Annotated in this window: 19 protein-coding genes and 1 other RNA gene; 10 read left to right on the top strand and 10 right to left on the bottom strand. The window is 69.5% G+C overall.

The annotated features are described in order from the left end of the window. Positions 1 to 4: 4 nt before the first annotated feature. The 3 genes from ACODSY_RS09940 to ssrA form a co-directional block, all read right to left on the bottom strand. Positions 5 to 490, bottom strand: coding sequence for a PaaI family thioesterase (locus ACODSY_RS09940; protein WP_488951565.1), 486 nt, complete (start codon positions 488 to 490; stop codon positions 5 to 7). A 4-nt stretch (positions 491 to 494) separates the two neighbouring features. After that, positions 495 to 959, bottom strand: coding sequence for an SspB family protein (locus ACODSY_RS09935; protein WP_488951850.1), 465 nt, complete (start codon positions 957 to 959; stop codon positions 495 to 497). Positions 960 to 1,212: 253 nt separating this feature from the next. Next, positions 1,213 to 1,591: a transfer-messenger RNA gene (gene ssrA, locus ACODSY_RS09930) on the bottom strand. 144 nt (positions 1,592 to 1,735) lie between these two features. On the opposite strand from ssrA, the gene ACODSY_RS09925 reads away from it, so the two are divergent. Then, complete coding sequence (locus ACODSY_RS09925; RefSeq protein ID WP_488951564.1) at positions 1,736 to 2,350, top strand: inner membrane-spanning protein YciB; 615 nt, start codon at positions 1,736 to 1,738, stop codon at positions 2,348 to 2,350. On the opposite strand, the gene ACODSY_RS09920 is transcribed toward ACODSY_RS09925, so the two are convergent. After that, a complete protein-coding gene (locus tag ACODSY_RS09920; RefSeq protein ID WP_488951563.1) occupies positions 2,244 to 3,278 on the bottom strand; it encodes a hypothetical protein in 1,035 nt (344 codons plus the stop codon). The genes ACODSY_RS09925 and ACODSY_RS09920 overlap by 107 nt on opposite strands. A gap of 40 nt (positions 3,279 to 3,318) precedes the next feature. Continuing rightward, positions 3,319 to 3,867 (bottom strand): acetolactate synthase small subunit, encoded by a 549-nt coding sequence (gene ilvN / locus ACODSY_RS09915; RefSeq protein ID WP_488951562.1) that lies wholly within the window; start codon positions 3,865 to 3,867, stop codon positions 3,319 to 3,321. 124 nt (positions 3,868 to 3,991) lie between these two features. On the opposite strand from ilvN, the gene ACODSY_RS09910 reads away from it, so the two are divergent. The 5 genes from ACODSY_RS09910 (at position 3,992) to ACODSY_RS09890 (ending at position 7,026) form a co-directional block, all read left to right on the top strand. Continuing rightward, positions 3,992 to 4,345 carry a SnoaL-like domain-containing protein gene (locus ACODSY_RS09910; protein ID WP_488951561.1) on the top strand — a complete coding sequence of 118 codons (354 nt, stop codon included), beginning with the start codon at positions 3,992 to 3,994 and terminating at the stop codon, positions 4,343 to 4,345. Between the two features lie 281 nt (positions 4,346 to 4,626). Continuing rightward, entirely contained in the window at positions 4,627 to 5,646 is a 1,020-nt protein-coding gene (locus ACODSY_RS09905) for a hypothetical protein (RefSeq protein ID WP_488951560.1), read from the top strand. A 60-nt stretch (positions 5,647 to 5,706) separates the two neighbouring features. Next, a complete protein-coding gene (locus ACODSY_RS09900; RefSeq protein WP_488951559.1) occupies positions 5,707 to 6,021 on the top strand; it encodes a DUF6665 family protein in 315 nt (104 codons plus the stop codon). Positions 6,022 to 6,087: 66 nt separating this feature from the next. Beyond that, the gene (locus ACODSY_RS09895; protein ID WP_488951558.1) at positions 6,088 to 6,609 is read left to right on the top strand and encodes a DUF1993 domain-containing protein; all 522 of its coding nucleotides are present in this window, start codon (positions 6,088 to 6,090) and stop codon (positions 6,607 to 6,609) included. A gap of 87 nt (positions 6,610 to 6,696) precedes the next feature. After that, complete coding sequence (locus ACODSY_RS09890) at positions 6,697 to 7,026, top strand: DUF6665 family protein (protein WP_488951557.1); 330 nt, start codon at positions 6,697 to 6,699, stop codon at positions 7,024 to 7,026. Here the strand turns inward: ACODSY_RS09890 and ybaK are convergent. Next, positions 7,023 to 7,493 (bottom strand): Cys-tRNA(Pro) deacylase, encoded by a 471-nt coding sequence (gene ybaK / locus ACODSY_RS09885; RefSeq protein WP_488951556.1) that lies wholly within the window; start codon positions 7,491 to 7,493, stop codon positions 7,023 to 7,025. The two genes, ACODSY_RS09890 and ybaK, sit on opposite strands and share 4 nt — an antisense overlap. Before the next feature lie 104 nt (positions 7,494 to 7,597). Here ybaK and ACODSY_RS09880 point away from each other — a divergent pair, with 104 nt between their 5' ends. Continuing rightward, positions 7,598 to 8,167, top strand: a complete 570-nt coding sequence (locus tag ACODSY_RS09880; RefSeq protein WP_488951555.1) for a biliverdin-producing heme oxygenase — start codon at positions 7,598 to 7,600, stop codon at positions 8,165 to 8,167. Further along, positions 8,160 to 10,313, top strand: a complete 2,154-nt coding sequence (locus ACODSY_RS09875) for a histidine kinase dimerization/phosphoacceptor domain -containing protein (RefSeq protein ID WP_488951554.1) — start codon at positions 8,160 to 8,162, stop codon at positions 10,311 to 10,313. The genes ACODSY_RS09880 and ACODSY_RS09875 overlap by 8 nt, the downstream gene beginning before the upstream one ends. Before the next feature lie 15 nt (positions 10,314 to 10,328). On the opposite strand, the gene ACODSY_RS09870 is transcribed toward ACODSY_RS09875, so the two are convergent. The 3 genes from ACODSY_RS09870 to miaA form a co-directional block, all read right to left on the bottom strand. Further along, entirely contained in the window at positions 10,329 to 10,736 is a 408-nt protein-coding gene (locus ACODSY_RS09870; protein ID WP_488951553.1) for a GFA family protein, read from the bottom strand. 2 nt (positions 10,737 to 10,738) lie between these two features. After that, a complete protein-coding gene (locus tag ACODSY_RS09865; RefSeq protein ID WP_488951552.1) occupies positions 10,739 to 12,529 on the bottom strand; it encodes an acetolactate synthase 3 large subunit in 1,791 nt (596 codons plus the stop codon). Between the two features lie 183 nt (positions 12,530 to 12,712). After that, positions 12,713 to 13,642, bottom strand: coding sequence for a tRNA (adenosine(37)-N6)-dimethylallyltransferase MiaA (gene miaA / locus ACODSY_RS09860; RefSeq protein WP_488951551.1), 930 nt, complete (start codon positions 13,640 to 13,642; stop codon positions 12,713 to 12,715). Between miaA and serB the strand changes: the two genes are divergently transcribed. Then, positions 13,629 to 14,531 carry a phosphoserine phosphatase SerB gene (serB, locus tag ACODSY_RS09855; RefSeq protein ID WP_488951550.1) on the top strand — a complete coding sequence of 301 codons (903 nt, stop codon included), beginning with the start codon at positions 13,629 to 13,631 and terminating at the stop codon, positions 14,529 to 14,531. The two genes, miaA and serB, sit on opposite strands and share 14 nt — an antisense overlap. Continuing rightward, entirely contained in the window at positions 14,531 to 15,193 is a 663-nt protein-coding gene (locus tag ACODSY_RS09850; RefSeq protein ID WP_488951549.1) for an HAD family hydrolase, read from the top strand. Before serB ends, ACODSY_RS09850 begins: the two co-directional genes overlap by 1 nt. 47 nt (positions 15,194 to 15,240) lie before the next feature. On the opposite strand, the gene ACODSY_RS09845 is transcribed toward ACODSY_RS09850, so the two are convergent. Beyond that, complete coding sequence (locus ACODSY_RS09845) at positions 15,241 to 15,588, bottom strand: UrcA family protein (protein ID WP_488951548.1); 348 nt, start codon at positions 15,586 to 15,588, stop codon at positions 15,241 to 15,243. Between the last annotated feature and the right edge of the window lie 2 nt (positions 15,589 to 15,590).

Here is a 15,590-nt window from a genome sequence, read left to right as displayed (position 1 = left end):
GCGCCTACTTCTTGTAGTTGCTGAAGGGGGTGGGGATCGCGGTGCCCGTCGCCTTGGCCAGGAGACGACCGTCGGGATCGTAGAGCTCGCCCTCGGTGAAGGCGACCTGGCGGCCCCACTTCACCACCCGGCCGATCCCCTTGATCTTCCCGGGCTGGCCCGGGCGGAAGAAGCTGGTCTTCATCTCAAGGGTCGGGGCCACCGCCGTCATGCCCGAGGCGACCATGCAGGCCACGCTCATGGCCTCGTCCAGCATGGCGCAGAGATAGCCGCCCTGGATCTGCTTCATCGGATTGAGCAGCAGTTCGGCCTTGGCGTCGAACTCGACTTCCACCGATTTCGTCGCCTGGCTGACGGACACCATGCGGAAGCCCAGGGTCTGCGAGCCGGTCGGCTGGTTCTTGGTGCGCAGGAACCGCTGGAGGATCGCTTCGTCGGTCATGGCCCCGTCATCGGCCTGAGACGGCTCGGGCGCGGCGACATCGCTCATGCGGTCATTTCTTCCGGAACTGGTCGAGGGAGACGATCGTCGCTTCCGACGCCTTAGGCGCGGGCTCTTCCGGCTTCGCGTCGGCCTTCGCATCGGGCGCGGCCTTGGCTTCCGGCGGCGCGGCGGGCGGCGGCTCGAACTGCAGCAGGAACTGCACCGAGGGGTCGTAGAACCGGGTGATGGCGGCGTAGGGGATCGACAGGCGCTTGGGCTGGCCGCCGAACTGCAGGGTCACCGAAAAGAAGGTCTCGCCCGGCGCCAGGTCCCAGTACTGGTGCTGCAGGACGATGGTCATCTCGTCAGGATATTTCGACAGCAGATCCACCGGGCCGGAGACCCCGGCCGCGTCGGTCTTGAAGGTGATGTAGAAGTGGTGCGAGCCCGGCAGGCCCTCTGGCGCCGCGGCGCGCTTCAGCGCAGCCTTGGCGACGCCGCGCAGGGCGTCCTGCGCGAGGGCTTCATAGTTCATGAGATCCTGGACCGGCGGATCCTGGGCCAAACCAAAACTCCGAAACAAAGCGAACTGTCGGAAGGTAGCGACTGCCGGCCCGCGCGCAAGGCTAGAAGGGTGCGGCTCATGCGCTTCTGTCGCCCACCGCACATACGCAGCTACCCGTGATGAGCCGGGGATGCGGTTGGCCGCTGGCTTAGGGGAGGTTAGAGGCCTCCGTCGGCAGGGGCCTGGCGCCCGTGCTTCTAAGACCGGAAGCGCCTGCAAATTAGGTGGGAGGCTTCTGTTGGCAGGCGCCTCCCGGGCCCCGCCTAAGGATCTGAACCCCTAGGACTTGGTTCGGATGTTACCGGACCGCATTACGCAGCCAGGCGAACTTCCTCAGCGAAGTTATCGTTCGCATTTAGTTTAAAACCCGGAACGGTGGGTCAGGCCGAGAGAAAGCAACGCCTTTACACGTCTGTCGATGCTGATCGGCCCCGTGCTTCCCCTGCGAAAACTCACTTTCCGGCGATAACCCGGGGGAAGATTGGTGGAGCCGCCGGGAATCGCACCCGGGTCCAGTCCGTTTATTACTCGCGCGTTTATCTCCATAGTCGGGCGAACCCGACAGCCCACATATAGGCGCTCCATCTCAGGATTTGAAGGACTTAAGGCGGTCCGCCGTTCGCGAAGCGTGGGCGGTGGGGTCGATTTTCGTGGATGACCGCGTGGCCTTCGTGGGCGGACTCACGACCGGCGGCGGCGGGCCGATACGCTCGCGGGCATCGAATTCATCCCTCTCGGAGCCTCCTGTGAACAACCTCGTCTATGCCGGCCGCGCCCTCGCGACCGATTTGCTGCCCACCCTGGTCTTCGCCGCGCTCGTGGCTCTCAAAGTCGACGTGGTGGTCGCCACGGGCGCCTCGATCGCCGTGGGCGTGGCGCAGATCGCGTTCATGAAGATCGCCAGCCGCGACATCTCCCGCCTCCAGTGGGCGAGCCTGGCGCTGGTGCTGACGTTCGGCACGGCCAGCATCCTGGCGCACGACCCGCGGTTCCTGATGGCCAAGCCGACCATTGTCTACGCCATCGTCGGCGTGGTGATGCTCCAGCGCGGCTGGATGCTCCGCTACATGCCGCCGGTCGCCCGGGGCTACGGCGAGCCGGCCATGATCGCCTTCGGCTATGTCTGGGCGGGCCTGATGTTCGTCAGCGGGATCGCAAACCTGGTGTTCGCGCTGGCGCTTCCGGCGCTGTGGCCGGCCTTCCTGGCGGTCTTCCCGCTGGTCTCGAAGATCGCCCTGTTCGCGATCCAGTACGTCACCGTTCGCTGGTGCTCGATCCGCGCGGCGCGGGCGTCGGGAGCGACGCAGGAACAGATCCAGGCGCGGATGACGCAGATGTCGGCGCAGACGGAGGCGGCGTGACCTCCGGGGTCGGCGCCTCGGGTTCGGCCTGGGGCGCGGGCTCGGCGCCGGGCGGCGGCAGGCGCGCGTCGGGGTTCACCTTGAGCCGGCCGCCCCCTTGGACGAGGTCGCGATAGGCGCCGCGCGCATTGGCGAAGTTGGCGCCGCCGGGGAACACCACGTCGAACCGCGGGTCGTGGCCCAGGGCCGCGCCGAGCACCGCTTCCAGCACATCGGCGGCCTCGCCCACCTCGGCGGGGTCGCAGGCGCGATGCACCGTGACCGCGCGCCCCGGCGTGACCAGGGTGATGTCGTAGGACGTCCCGACGAGGCAGAGCGCGTCGGCGGCCCCGGGCTCCACCACCCGAACGTCGCGGGGCGATTTCCAGAGCGGCAGGTCGCGCAGGGCCAAGAACCGCGCGGCCGATCCGGGCGGCAGTTCCTCGTCGAAGCCCATGCGCCGCCCGATCACCGCCTCGCAGCAGGCCAGGCCAGCGCGCGCCTGGACGAAGGCGTGGCCGTCGCTGCGCACCGTCACCCGCGTGACTGTCTGGCGCACGCTGTTGGAGGGGCGCGTCCAGACTTCGAGGATCATCTCCCCGTCGCGCACGAGTTGCCACTGCAGCGGCATGATGCCCCAGAGCCGATAGGTGGAGGGTGCTATCCCGTTATCAGGCGCGGCCTGCAGCTCGCCCCTGCGGATGCGCCGGCCGCCCAGCGGGTCGGACGCCTCGGACGGCTTCAGGCGCTTGTCGTCCCACCAGCTCTTCGGATCCGGAGCCGGGAAGGGCCAGACCTCCGCCTCGGCCGGCGTCGCGCTGGGCGGCGGCCCGATGACCGTCGGCGGAGCCTTCCTGCCGGGGATGGGCAGGATCAGCGGGATCTGGGCCGAAGCGGGCGCAGCCGCGCTCAGCGCGATCAGGCAGACGATGACGGCGCGTACAGACACGCCATGAAAGAAGTCGGGGCGGGCGCTGGTTCCCGCCGTCTCAGAAGACCTCGACGCCCCGCTGCAGCGAGAGTACGCCGGTGCGCGACACCTCCACTAGGCCCAACGGCTTCATCAGGTCGACGAACTTGTCGATCTTGGACGACGCGCCGGTCAGCTCGAAGACGAAGCTCTCGTGGGTGGTGTCGACCACCTTGGCGCGAAAGATGTCCGACACGCGTAGCGCTTCCACGCGCTCCACGCCCGATCCGCGCACCTTCACCAGGGCGAGCTCGCGCTCGATGCCGTTCGGATCGCGCGTCACATCCTGCACGTGGCGGGTCGAGACCATCTTCTGCAGCTGCGCTTCGATCTGGGCCAGCACCTGCGGTGTGCCGCGGGTCACGATGGTGATCCGGCTGGTGTGTACGTTGGCGTCGGTCTCGGCCACCGTCAGGCTGTCGATGTTGTAGCCGCGCGCCGCGAACAGGCCGACCACGCGGTGCAGCACGCCCGGTTCGTTGTCCACCAGCACCGCGAACGTGGCGCGGCTCTCCTCCTGCTCGGCGTGGGCGAGGTCGTAGACGGAGGCGGGCTGGGCGTCGGTCATCGTGCGGTTCCTGAGCGGTCGCGGCAGGAGGTGTCACAGGATCGTCGAGGCCGCAACCGACTGCTGCCAGCACGCTGTCACCATCGGCGCGCAATCTGTCTCCCGGCAACGCAAGGAGAACCCGATGCCCACCGTCAAGGAGATCGCCGAAGATCTGGTCGCCATGTGCAAGCGGGGCGAGTTCGACGCCTCGGGTGAGAAGTACTGGGCCGAGGACGTCGTCAGCCTGGAAGCCGGCGAGGGCGACATGGCCCGCGTCGAAGGCAAGGCCGGTGTCCGCGGCAAGGGCGAATGGTGGGCCGCCAACCACGAGGTCCACGACGTCCTGATCGAGGGACCCTACGTGAACGGCGACCAGTTCGCCGTGCGCTTCAAGATGGACATCACGCCCAAGGGCGGCCAGCGCGTCACCATGGACGAGGTCGGCGTCTACACGATCAAGAACGGCAAGATCGCCGAGGAACGGTTCTTCTACTGAGCCGGGCTGGAGCGGGGCGTGGCGTCGCCGCCACACCCGCCCGCTGTCTCGCGTGACGCGTTAACCTTTGCCTTGCGGGCGGCGGCTGAGCCGTGAGACACCGCCGGCCTCAACGAACGAAGAGCCATTCATGACGACGCGCAACTTCACGCAGGAAAAGGGTCGCCCTCGGGCTGGCCTCCGCGTGCGCGCCGGCTCCGGGTCGGACGCGCTGGCAATCAAGCGACGCTGACTTCGCCGTGCTCCTGAAGGGGTCATGGCGCACCCCTCGGAGCCTCAAGATGTTCAAGCTGTTCTCGGGCGTGGCCCCGGTCCCGGTGCGGACCGAACCCACCGCCCTCCTGAAGCTCGTGGCGGGCGACTTCGCGCCGGAGGTGGCGCGGCTTTGGCCCGACCCGCACACCGCCTTCCTGACCGCCGCTTCCGCGCGGCGCCACCTCGTGTGCCTGGCCCTGGCGTTGGGCCGCGACGTGGCGGCCGTCGCCGAGACCATCCTGCGCGGCCGGCTGCGCGCGGCGATCGGCATCGCGCTGGGCCGTACGCCGCCCGGGCTGGAACGGGCGCTGGGCCGGCTGGGCGAGACGGCTTGGACGGCGGGGGCCTACCGCCGGCTGGTCGAGCTGCTGGCCGAGCCCAGGGCCGCCAAGCTGCTGCGGCATGCGGAGGCCATCGACGCGGCCGCCGTGGCGCGCCTCGAGCTGCTGCCCGCGCCCATGCGCGGCGCGCTGGGCCTCTCGTGCCTGGTCACGGACGACGCGGCGATGGCGGTCGCCGAGGCGGCTGAGGCGATCGCCTGCCGGTCCGGCGGCGCGGCGGCGGACGCGGCCGCCCGTCGCTGGGCCGAGGCGGAGACCGAGGCGGCGCTGTTCGACGCGGTGCGCGAGGATCTCTACCCGGAGCCCCCGCCGCCGCCGTTCGAGGGCACGGCGAGGCTGCGTCCGTTGACCACCAAGGCGGCCTTGCGCGAGGCGGCGCGGCGGTACAACAACTGCCTCGCCACCCGGGTGACGCACGCGGTAGGGGGCTTCTCGGCCTACTATGAGTGGACGGCCAATCCCGGCGCCATCGTCGAGATCGGCCGCGACGCCATCTTCGGCTGGCGCCTGGAGGAGGCGAAGGGTCCCAACAACGACGCCCTCGACCACGACTCGCGGACCTCGCTGACGGCGGAACTGACCGCCATGGGCGTTCACGTGGGCCGCAGCGGCTGGCAGCTCGAGCGCGCGCTCTGCCCCGACGTGGGGCGAGGCTGGCGGCTCCCGTCTGTCGCCGACGACCTCGTCGAGGTGTTTGGCGGCTGATCGGGCGCTGTCCGCGCTGACGCTTGCCACGAGGACATCGGGCGCCGACATTGGCGTGCGATGTCCTCCCTCCGTCCGCCCCGCAGCATGGCGCGCCGTTTCGGCTTCGAGACCGGCGAAGCGATCCTCAACTACGAACTGATGGAAGAGCAGGCCCAGTCGATGGGTCGGGCGGGGCGCAAGGTCGAGGCGGCGCTGGCCGCGCTGCGCGACCATCCGGGGGGCGACGGGCGAGGCGAGGTGCTCAAGGCCGCCGCCGACGCCGTCTGGGGCTTCCTGGTCCAGCGCGAGGTGATGGGGCTCCGCGACCGCGCGGCCGTCATCGCCCTGTACGGCATCCCGCGGGAGGTGCTGGTCCGGATCGGGGCGCGCTGAAGCCGGACCTTGGCGCCCGTAGCGGCGCCTGCGCATGGTGGCCGCTTTCGAAGAAGGGCGGACCACATGGCGATTTCACTCTACGACTGCAGCGTCGCGTCGTTCCTGCAAGTGTTGGGCGCCGTCGAGGGCTTCCTGGAAAAGGGCCTGGCGCACTGCCGCGCAACCGGGCGCGATCCGGAGTCGATCGTCGAGACGCGCCTGCACTCCGACATGCTGCCGTTCCGCTTCCAGCTCGTGTCGGTCGCGCACCATTCGCGGGGCGCTCTGGCGGGCGCCAAGGCCGGCCTCTTCCTGCCGCCGGGGGGCGTGGGAGAGCTGGACTATGCCGGCCTGCAGGACCTTGTCGCCGAGGCGCGCGCCGAGCTGCAGGCGTTGTCCCGCGACGAGGTCGAGGCCCTCGAGGGCAAGGACATGGTTTTCCGCATCGGTCCGCGCGAGATGCCGTTCACCGTGGAGAACTTCCTGCTGTCGTTCTCGACGCCCAACCTGCATTTCCACGCCACCACCGCCTACGACATCCTGCGCCAGGAGGGCGTGTCGCTGGGCAAGCGCGACTATATGGGTCACCTGCGCCTGAAGGCCTGAGTTCACATAACCGGGAGCGGGGCGGCGGGTTCGCGCGTTGATGCTATGGTCGAGGTCGTGGGGGCTATCGAGAACCCGGGAGGCGGCATGTCCGCACTCAGACTGCCACAACATCTCGCCGAGCCGGCGCACGTCGACAGCGGTGAGGCCCATCTGAAATTCGAGCTGCTGGAGGAGATCGACGCGGCGGTCGGCCATACCGAGCGCAGCGTCGAGCGAACGCTCAGGGCCTTGCGCGACCACGACGCCGACCAGCGCGATCCGGACGACCGCCAGGCCCTGCTGGACGCCGCGGTCGAGGCGGTCTGGAGGCTGGTCGTCCAGCACGAGGCCTGCGACTGCGTCGATCACGCGGAACTGGTCCGTCGCTACCGCATCCCCGCCGAGGTGATGGCGCGGATCGGCGCAGCCCACTAGCTGATCGCGGCGACCTGCGCATTCAACACCCTGACCAGATCGGCCGGCGCAAGCCGCGCCTGCAGGCCGCGCTGGCCCCCATTGACGAAGGCGGCGGGCAGGGCCGCGGCCTCCGCGTCGATCACGGTCGGTACGACGCGCTTCTGGCCGAAGGGGCTGACACCGCCGACCCGGTAGCCGGTGATCCGTTCGGCGTCCGCCGGCTTCATCATCTCGGCCGTCTTCGCGCCCAACGTCGCCGCCAGCCGCTTCATGCTGACCTCGCGGTCCGACGCCAGCACCACGCAGGCCGGCTTGCCGTCGGCCTTGACCATCAGGGTCTTCAGCACCTCGCCGGGTGGGACACCCAGGGCCGCCGCGGCCTGCAGCCCGACCCGGTCGGCGTTGGGATCGTATGGGTAGGTGACCAGCGAATATGCGACGCCGGCCTTGTCCATGGCGAGTGTGGCGGGGGTCGTGCGGCTCATATCGTCACATCAGCGAGAAACCAGATCGACTTTGTCGGGTATCCTACAGAAACTAAAGCGAACGATCTCTATCGTGCTGGCTGGGACCCCTATCAAGAGACGCGATGATCAGCGACGCCCACCGACGGCTGCGTGACGCCACGCGGTCCGATCACCAGCGGCTTGAGTCCCGGATGGACATCCTGGCCCAGATCGCGACGCCGCAAGGCCGCCGCAAGCTGGTCGAGCGCTTCTACCGGCTGCATGCCGAGGCGGAGGCCGCCGTGGCTCCTTGGCTTCACGACCTGCCCGGTCTCGACTTCGACGCCCGGCGCCGCTCGGACCATCTCGAACGGGATCTGGTCGCCGTGGGCGGACAGGCCTCGGTGGCGCCGACCGCCGACATCGTCGTTCCGGACGTCCGAGAGGCGCTTGGGCGGCTGTATGTGCTGGAAGGGTCGACGCTCGGTGGGCGGATGATCCGGCGCGCGGTCGAAGCGCGCGGGGAGCGCATGGCTGGCCTCAGCTTCTTAGACCCCTACCGCGACCAGGCGGGCGAACGTTGGCGTTCGTTCCTGGCGGTGATCGATGGCCAGGCACGCTCGCCGGCGGACACCGACGCGATGGTGAGCGGCGCCGTGGCGGGCTTCCGCCACGCCGAGCAGCGGCTGTGCGGGCAGCACGCCGATGTCTGAGGCGCTGACGATCGAACTGGACGCCTGCGCGCGGGAGCCGATCCATATTCCCGGGTCGATCCAGCCGCACGGGGTGATGCTGGTCGCCGATCGAACCACCCAGGAAGTCGCCCACGCCGCGGGGGACGTGGCGGGCCTGTTGGGCGTCGAGGCCTGGATCGGCAAGGCGCTGGGCGCCGTGCTTGGCGATCCCCTGTCGGAACGGGTGGCGCAGGTGACGCAGTCGGGCGTGCATGGCGGCCATGCGGGCTATTTCGGCGCCAACGGCCGCCTGCTGGATATTTCGGCCCGCGTCGACCGAGACTGGTTGATCGTGGAGATCGAGCCGGCGCTGGGCCAGCCGCTGCCGGCCAGCGTGATCCTGGGTCAGCTTGAGAGCGCCGGGGCCGCGTTCGAGCGGGCTCCGAACCTGCAGGCGCTCTGCGAGCGCGCCGCCACCGAGTTTCGACGGCTGACCGGCTTCGATCGGGTGATGATCTACCGGTTCCTCGACGACGACGCCGGCGCGGTGCTGGCCGAAGACGTCGCCGAGGGGATGCCCTCGTTCCTGAACCACCACTTTCCCGGCTCGGACATCCCCGCGCAGGCGCGGGCTCTCTATGTGCGGAACCTGGTTCGGGTCATCCCCGACGTGAGCTATGAGCCCGCACCTCTCTCGCCGGCCTGGTCCTCGGCCGAGCCGCTCGACATGAGCGACTGCGTCCTGCGCTCGGTGTCGCCCGTGCACATGCAATACCTTCGGAACATGGGCATCGGAGCGTCCGCCTCGATCTCGGTGGTTAAGGACGGGCTCCTGTGGGGCCTGATCGCCTGTCACCACAGCACGCCGAAGCTGATGCCGTACGACATCCGCGCCGCTGCCCGCACCCTGGCCGGCGGTCTGGCGCGGCAGGTTCGCGCGAAGGAGGAGGCCGAGAACTATCGAGAGCGCCTACGCCTGCGCGGACTGGAGGACGAGGTCGCCTCGCGGTTCGTTCGCTCTGGGGGGCTGGACGTCAACCTGGCCGAAGGCGTGCAGGAACTGCGCCGCATGATGGGCGCCGATGGCGTGGCGGCGTTTCGCGCCGGCCGCCTGTACATGGACGGCGTCCATCCTTCGGAGAGCCAGGTCCTGTCCCTGGTGCGGTGGGCTCTGCAGCGCGGGCAGGAGCCGATCGTCACGGACCGGCTCTCGGAGGAGTTCGCCGACGCCGAGGTCTTCCAGGCCCAAGCGAGCGGGCTGCTGGCCCTTGTCGTCTCGGCCGACGAGCCCTTCGTCATCCTGTGGTTCCGCGCCGAGGAGGTCGAGGTGGTCAACTGGGCGGGAAATCCGCACAAGGCCGTGACCCTGGGGCCGGGAGAAAAGCTTACCCCGCGCTCGTCGTTCGAAGCCTGGCGCCAGACCGTGCACGGCCGGTCTCGCCGATGGACCCTGGCCGAGGTCGACGCGGCCACGCGCCTGCGCGAGACGCTGCTGGAGGCGCGCGGCCACCGGCGGCTGCACGAGCTGAACGGCCGGCTGAGCGACGCCCTCGACGAGAAGGAGGGCCTGCTGGAGCAGAAGGAGATGCTGCTCAAGGAGGTCAACCACCGGATCCAGAACAGCCTCCAGCTGGTCTCCAGCTTCCTGGGCCTGCAGTCGCGGGCCATGGGCGACCCGAAGCTGCACGAGGCGTTCGAGGAGGCGAGGCGGCGGCTGCAGGCCGTGGCGTTGGTCCACCGGCGCCTCTATCGCGCGGACCAGATCGAGGTGGTCGACATGGCCCGTTACCTCGAGGACCTGATCGGCGACATGAACGCCTCGATGGGCGGTGAATGGGCCGGCAAGATCAGCGTCGACGCCAGCCCCGTCCTGGTCCCCACCGACCGGGCCGTCACCCTGGGCCTCGTGGTCACCGAGCTGGTGATCAACGCCAACAAGTACGCCTACGCGGGCGCGCCGGGACCGATCGAGGTGAGCCTGGAAGAGCATCGGGCCAATCTGCGCGTCATCGTGGCCGACCACGGCAAGGGCAAGCATGCGCTGGCCGAGGGATTTGGCAGCCGCATGATGACCGCGATGGTCAAGCAGCTGCGCGGCGAACTCGCCTTCGGTGACAACAAGCCCGGCCTGCGCGCCATCCTCACCTGTCCGGTGTCGGCGCCGATCCAACCGGCGGGGGAGTAGGCCAGAGCCCTCGCGCTAGCCCGGGCCGGCTCCGGGATAGGTGGGCCGCCCGTCGTCCAGTTCGAGCCAGGCCGCGCGGTCGGCGGCCTGGATGTGCAAGCCAACCTCCAGGCCGTCGTCGTCGTCCAGGACGCCGACCCGCAGGCGCAGCGTCTCCGGCGCGTCGTCGCGCTGGCTGAAAATCGGTGATCCGCACGCGCTACAGAACACCCGCCGCTTGGCGGGCGATGCACGGAACTCGCGCAGGGTCTCGCTGCCGCAGGTTAGGCGGAAGGCCGCGCGGCGGACGGGAATATTCGCGCCAAAGGCCGAGCCCTGAGCCTTGTGGCACTGGCCGCAGTGGCAAAGCTGGATCGCGGCCAACGGGCCGTCCACCTCGAAGCGGACGGCCCCGCAGAGACAGCCGCCGCTGCGGGAAGCCACGATCAGACCAGCCGCTTGCCGGCGTCGTCGATGATCGAGCCCAGGTCGCGGGCTTCCTCGGCCATGATCATCTCGTTGTGCGCCTTGCCGGACGGGATCATCGGGAAGCAGTTCTCTTCCTTGGTGACCCGGCAGTCGAACAGCACCGGCTTCTTCACCGCGATCATCTCGCGGATCTTGTCGTCCAGCTCGTCGGGGTGCTCGGCGCGGAAGCCCACGCCGCCATAGGCCTCGGCCAGCTTCACGAAGTCGGGCAGGGACGAAGAGTAAGAGTGCGAATAGCGCTCGCCGTGCAGCAGCTGCTGCCACTGCCGCACCATGCCCATCCATTCGTTGTTGAGGATGAACACCTTGATGGGCAGGTCGTACTGAACGGCCGTCGAGATCTCCTGCATGGTCATCTGGACGCTGGCGTCGCCGCCGATGTCGATAACCAGGGCGTCGGGGTGCGCCATCTGCACGCCGACGGCGGCGGGCAGGCCGTAGCCCATGGTGCCCAGACCGCCCGAGGTCATCCAGCGGTTCGGCTGCTCGAACCTATAGAACTGGGCGGCCCACATCTGGTGCTGGCCCACCTCTGTGGTGATGTAGGTGTCGCGGTCCTTGGTCAGTTCGTACAGGCGCTGGATGGCGTGCTGCGGCTTGATCAGCCTGGTGTCGGGCCGATAGCCGAACGAGTTGCGCGCGCGCCAGCCGTCGATCTCGGTCCACCAGGACTTGATGGCGGCCTTGTCGGTGGCGAGGTTGCGCTGCTTCCACGCGGCGATCATGTCCTCCAGCACCTGGCCGGCGTCGCCGACGATGCCGATGTCGGCGCGGACGTTCTTGCCGATCGAGCTGGCGTCCACGTCGATGTGGATCTTCCGCGAGGTCGGGGCGAAGGCGTCCAGGCGGCCGGTCACCCGGTCGTCGAAGCGGGCGCCGATGGCCACCATCACGTCGCAGTCATGCATGGCGTTGTTAGCCTCGAAGCTGCCGTGCATGCCCAGCATGCCCAGCCATTTCGGATCCGACGCCGGAAAGGCGCCCAGGCCCATCAGGGTCGAGGTCACCGGCGCGCCGGTCAGTTCGGCGAACTCGCGCAGCAGCTCGGCCGCCCGCGGGCCGGCGTTGATGACGCCGCCGCCGGTGTAGAGGATCGGCTTCTTCGCCCGGGCGATCATGGCGACCGCCTCGGCGATCTTGCCCGGGTCGCCCTTGGTGCGAGGCGCGTAGTTGTGGGCGTGCTTCACCTCGCGCGGGCCCTGGTACACGCCCTTGCCGAACTGCACGTCCTTGGGGATGTCGATGACCACCGGGCCGGGGCGGCCGGACGTGGCGATGTGGAAGGCCTCGTGGATGATGCGCGGCAGGTCGGCCACGTCCTTCACCAGGTAGTTGTGCTTGGTGCACGGCCGGGTGATGCCGATGGTGTCGCATTCCTGGAAGGCGTCGGTGCCGATCAGGTGGGTGGCGACCTGGCCCGTGATCACGATCATCGGGATCGAGTCCATCAGGGCGTCGACGATGCCGGTGACCGCGTTGGTCGCGCCCGGGCCGGAAGTGACCAGGACAACGCCCGGCTTGCCGGTCGAGCGGGCATAGCCCTCGGCGGCGTGGGTCGCGCCCTGCTCGTGCCGGACCAGCACGTGCTGCAGCCGCGGCTCGGCGAACAGCGCGTCGTAGATCGGGAGCACCGCGCCGCCCGGATAGCCGAACAGCACTTCGACGCCCTGATCGATGAGGGCGCGCACCACCATCTCGGCGCCGGAGATGGTGTCAGCTTGGGCTTCGATCGTCTGGTGGGCGGTCATGGGAGGGGCTCTGGGTCTGGAAGCGACGATTTGGGCAATAAAAAAGGCCCGCTGGGGGCCTGGGACAAGCGACCGATCGGTCCTGACGCGTTCGTCAGTCCGTTACGGCCGCCCTACGAGTACAAGAATGCTGCGCACGAGATTTCCCGCGAAAGTCAGGATGCGGGATGTCGCATGCCCGGCTCAGGCCGTCAAGGTGGGGTGGAGCGCAAGAAACTGCCTCCATTGGTCGCGGGGGTCTATGGCGTCGATGCGCGGCCAGTCCGCCATCTGGCCGCGCATCCAGGTCGTCTGGCGCTTGGCGTAGCGGCGGGTCTCCTGCTGGGCGGCCGCGATGGCGGTCGGCAGGTCGGTCACGCCGCGCAGGTGGGCGGCGAACTCGCGGACGCCCACGGCCTTCATGGCCGGGAGGCTGAGCGCGAGGCCGCGGGCCATAAGCGCCCGCACCTCGTCAAGCGCGCCGTCGGCGACCATGGCGTCCAGCCGCGCATCGCAACGGGCGTAGAGCGCCTCGCGCGGCGGCTGCAACGCGACGGCCGACCACGATCCGGCGGGCAGGGCGCCCGAGGCGTTGGCCTGGTGGTCGGTCAGGGAGACGCCGGTGGCGGCATGGACTTCCCACGCCCGAGCCAGCCGCTGCCGGTCGCCGGGTGCGATGCGGGCGGCGGCGGCGGGGTCGACATCCGCCAACCGTGCGCGGAAGGCGTCCTCGCCCAAGGCGGTGAGGTCGGCGGTAGCCTGCTTGCGCGCGTCGGCCGGTATCTCGGGGACCTCGGCAAGGCCCTTGGTGAGGGCGCTGAAGTACAGCCCCGTGCCGCCCACGACGATCGCGTCACGGCCACGATCCTTGATGCCCGCGATGACCTCGGACGCCGTCCGCAGCCATCGGCCGACCGACCAGCCGTCAGCGGGATCCACGGTCCCGAACAGGTGATGCGGCGCGGCCGCCAACTCCTCGGCGCTCGGCCCGGCGGTGATCACCGTGAGCCCGGCATAGAGCTGCATCGAGTCCGCGTTCACGATCTCGCCGCCCACGACCTGGGCCAGCTTCTGCCCGAGGGCGGACTTGCCGCTTGCGGTCGGTCCGGCGATCAGCCAGATGCGGCCCGTCATGGAACTGGTCCTCACCCTCGTCAGCCCCGATCCGGCCGAAGCGGCCTCGGCCGCGGATCGCGCGGCCTCAGCGCTCGCAGCCGCGGGCGCGGGCGTCAAGCCGCCCCGTCCGCTCGGTCCTGGCGCCCTGGACCTGCCGGTGATCGGCGCGCCGACGGACGCCGAAGCGCGGGCCGTGGCCGCGATCGCCGACGCTCGGGTAGACTGGGCGCTGCAGCCCGCGGCCGGGCGCAAGAAGCGCCTGCTGATCGCCGACATGGACTCGACGATCATCAACGTCGAATGCATCGACGAACTGGCCGACTTCGCGGGCGTGAAGGACCGAGTGTCCGAGATCACAGAACGGGCCATGCGCGGCGAGCTCGACTTCGAGGCGGCGCTCCGCGAGCGCGTCGCCATGCTGAAGGGCCTGCCGCTGGCCGACCTGCAGCGGGCCTACGACGAGCGCGTGAAACTGAACCCCGGCGCGCGGACCCTGGTGCGGACCATGACCGCACACGACGCCAAGGCGTTCCTGGTCTCGGGCGGCTTCAGCTTCTTCACCAGTCGGGTTGCCCGGGCCGCGGGCTTCGACGCCAACCGCGCCAACACCCTCGTCGAGGCGGGCGACGTGCTGGCTGGCACGGTCGGCGAGCCCATCCTGGGCCGCGAGGCGAAGCTGGCGGCGCTGAAGGAAGAGGCGGCGAACCTCGGGCTCCCGCTCTCGGCCACTCTCGCCGTGGGCGACGGCGCCAATGACCTCGCGATGATCGAGGCCTCGGGCCTCGGCGTCGCCTACCGCGCCAAGCCGATCGTGGCGGCGCAGGCCCACGCCAAGGTCGACCACGCCGACCTCACCGCCTTGCTCTACTTCCAGGGCTACACCGAAGCCGAGTTCGTGGTCGACTGATGGCGCTTCCCCGCATCCCGAAGGCCGTGGTGTTCGACATGGACGGCCTGCTCGTCGATACCGAGCGGGTGTTCCACCTGGCCATCGTGGCCGCCGCGCGCGACCGCGGGCAGGAATTCCCCCGCCAGCTCTTCCTCGACATGATCGGCCTGACCTGGGCCCACAACGAGCACCAGCTGATCGCGCACTTCGGCTCCGGGTTCGATCCCACGACCTTTCGCGCCGAGGCCAGTCGCTATTTCCACGAACTGGTCGACGCGGAGCTCGCGCTGAAGGCCGGCGTCGTCGAGATCCTGGATCATCTGGACGCCGTGGCGCTGCCGCGCGCCATCTGCACCTCGTCACAGCGCGCCGAGGTGGACCGCAACATGGCCCGCTTCGGCCTTTCGGGGCGCTTCCACCAGATCATCGCCAACGGCGACTATCCGAAGCCGAAGCCCGACCCCGCGCCTTACCTGCTGGCCGCCAGCCGGCTGGGCCTCGATCCGGCCGAATGCCTCGCGCTGGAGGACAGCCACAACGGCGTCCGCGCCGCCGCGGCCGCCGGCATGATGACCGTGATGGTGCCCGATATGCTGGATCCGAACGAAGAGATGGAGACGCTCTGCGTCCGCATCGCACGCGATCTCCACGAGGTGCGCGGCTGGCTGGCCGCCGCCTGACGAAAAATCCCCTCCTCCCGGCCGGGGGCAAGGAGGAGGGGCGTCAGTCACCGGACCTGCGGGCTTGGGGCGCGCGGGTCCGGCTCCGCGGAGAGCCATTCGGAGTAGGCGAGGGTCAGGCGGGGCGCCTTCAGTCGCTCGACGGCCGTTTCCAGCGCCTCGCGACGGCAGCGCCACTCGCGGCCTTCCGACCCCGGAAACAGAGGCGAGGGCGGCAGTTGGCAGACGGCCCGCGCCGCGCTCTTCAGGCGCCGAAACATCTTGGCCGCCCCGTCCTCGGTCGTCAGGTCCAGGTCGCCGACCGTGACCCTAGTGAAGATCAGCTCGCGCCGTGGTTCGGCCGCGGCGGGTGACCCGAGGAGGGCGGCGAAGGCAAGCAGGACAGCGAAACGCATGA

It is taken from the genome of Phenylobacterium sp. FG114, from assembly GCF_057809855.1.
The sequence above is the reverse complement of the archived record's forward strand: the minus strand, read 5'-3'. Positions and strand labels throughout refer to the sequence as shown.

What these genes read in the sequence shown, in the direction of transcription:
- ACODSY_RS09890 (WP_488951557.1), top strand. Translation starts at nt 6,697, where the DNA reads ATGTCCGCACTCAGACTGCCACAACATCTCGCCGAGCCGGCGCACGTC.
- ACODSY_RS09880 (WP_488951555.1), top strand. Translation starts at nt 7,598, where the DNA reads ATGATCAGCGACGCCCACCGACGGCTGCGTGACGCCACGCGGTCCGAT.
- ACODSY_RS09875 (WP_488951554.1), top strand. Translation starts at nt 8,160, where the DNA reads ATGTCTGAGGCGCTGACGATCGAACTGGACGCCTGCGCGCGGGAGCCG.
- ACODSY_RS09935 (WP_488951850.1), bottom strand. Translation starts at nt 959, where the DNA reads ATGAACTATGAAGCCCTCGCGCAGGACGCCCTGCGCGGCGTCGCCAAG.
- ACODSY_RS09865 (WP_488951552.1), bottom strand. Translation starts at nt 12,529, where the DNA reads ATGACCGCCCACCAGACGATCGAAGCCCAAGCTGACACCATCTCCGGC.
- ACODSY_RS09845 (WP_488951548.1), bottom strand. Translation starts at nt 15,588, where the DNA reads ATGCGTTTCGCTGTCCTGCTTGCCTTCGCCGCCCTCCTCGGGTCACCC.
- ACODSY_RS09895 (WP_488951558.1), top strand. Translation starts at nt 6,088, where the DNA reads ATGGCGATTTCACTCTACGACTGCAGCGTCGCGTCGTTCCTGCAAGTG.
- miaA (WP_488951551.1), bottom strand. Translation starts at nt 13,642, where the DNA reads ATGACGGGCCGCATCTGGCTGATCGCCGGACCGACCGCAAGCGGCAAG.
- ACODSY_RS09900 (WP_488951559.1), top strand. Translation starts at nt 5,707, where the DNA reads ATGTCCTCCCTCCGTCCGCCCCGCAGCATGGCGCGCCGTTTCGGCTTC.
- ilvN (WP_488951562.1), bottom strand. Translation starts at nt 3,867, where the DNA reads ATGACCGACGCCCAGCCCGCCTCCGTCTACGACCTCGCCCACGCCGAG.
- ybaK (WP_488951556.1), bottom strand. Translation starts at nt 7,493, where the DNA reads ATGAGCCGCACGACCCCCGCCACACTCGCCATGGACAAGGCCGGCGTC.
- ACODSY_RS09910 (WP_488951561.1), top strand. Translation starts at nt 3,992, where the DNA reads ATGCCCACCGTCAAGGAGATCGCCGAAGATCTGGTCGCCATGTGCAAG.
- serB (WP_488951550.1), top strand. Translation starts at nt 13,629, where the DNA reads ATGCGGCCCGTCATGGAACTGGTCCTCACCCTCGTCAGCCCCGATCCG.
- ACODSY_RS09940 (WP_488951565.1), bottom strand. Translation starts at nt 490, where the DNA reads ATGAGCGATGTCGCCGCGCCCGAGCCGTCTCAGGCCGATGACGGGGCC.
- ACODSY_RS09905 (WP_488951560.1), top strand. Translation starts at nt 4,627, where the DNA reads ATGTTCAAGCTGTTCTCGGGCGTGGCCCCGGTCCCGGTGCGGACCGAA.
- ACODSY_RS09850 (WP_488951549.1), top strand. Translation starts at nt 14,531, where the DNA reads ATGGCGCTTCCCCGCATCCCGAAGGCCGTGGTGTTCGACATGGACGGC.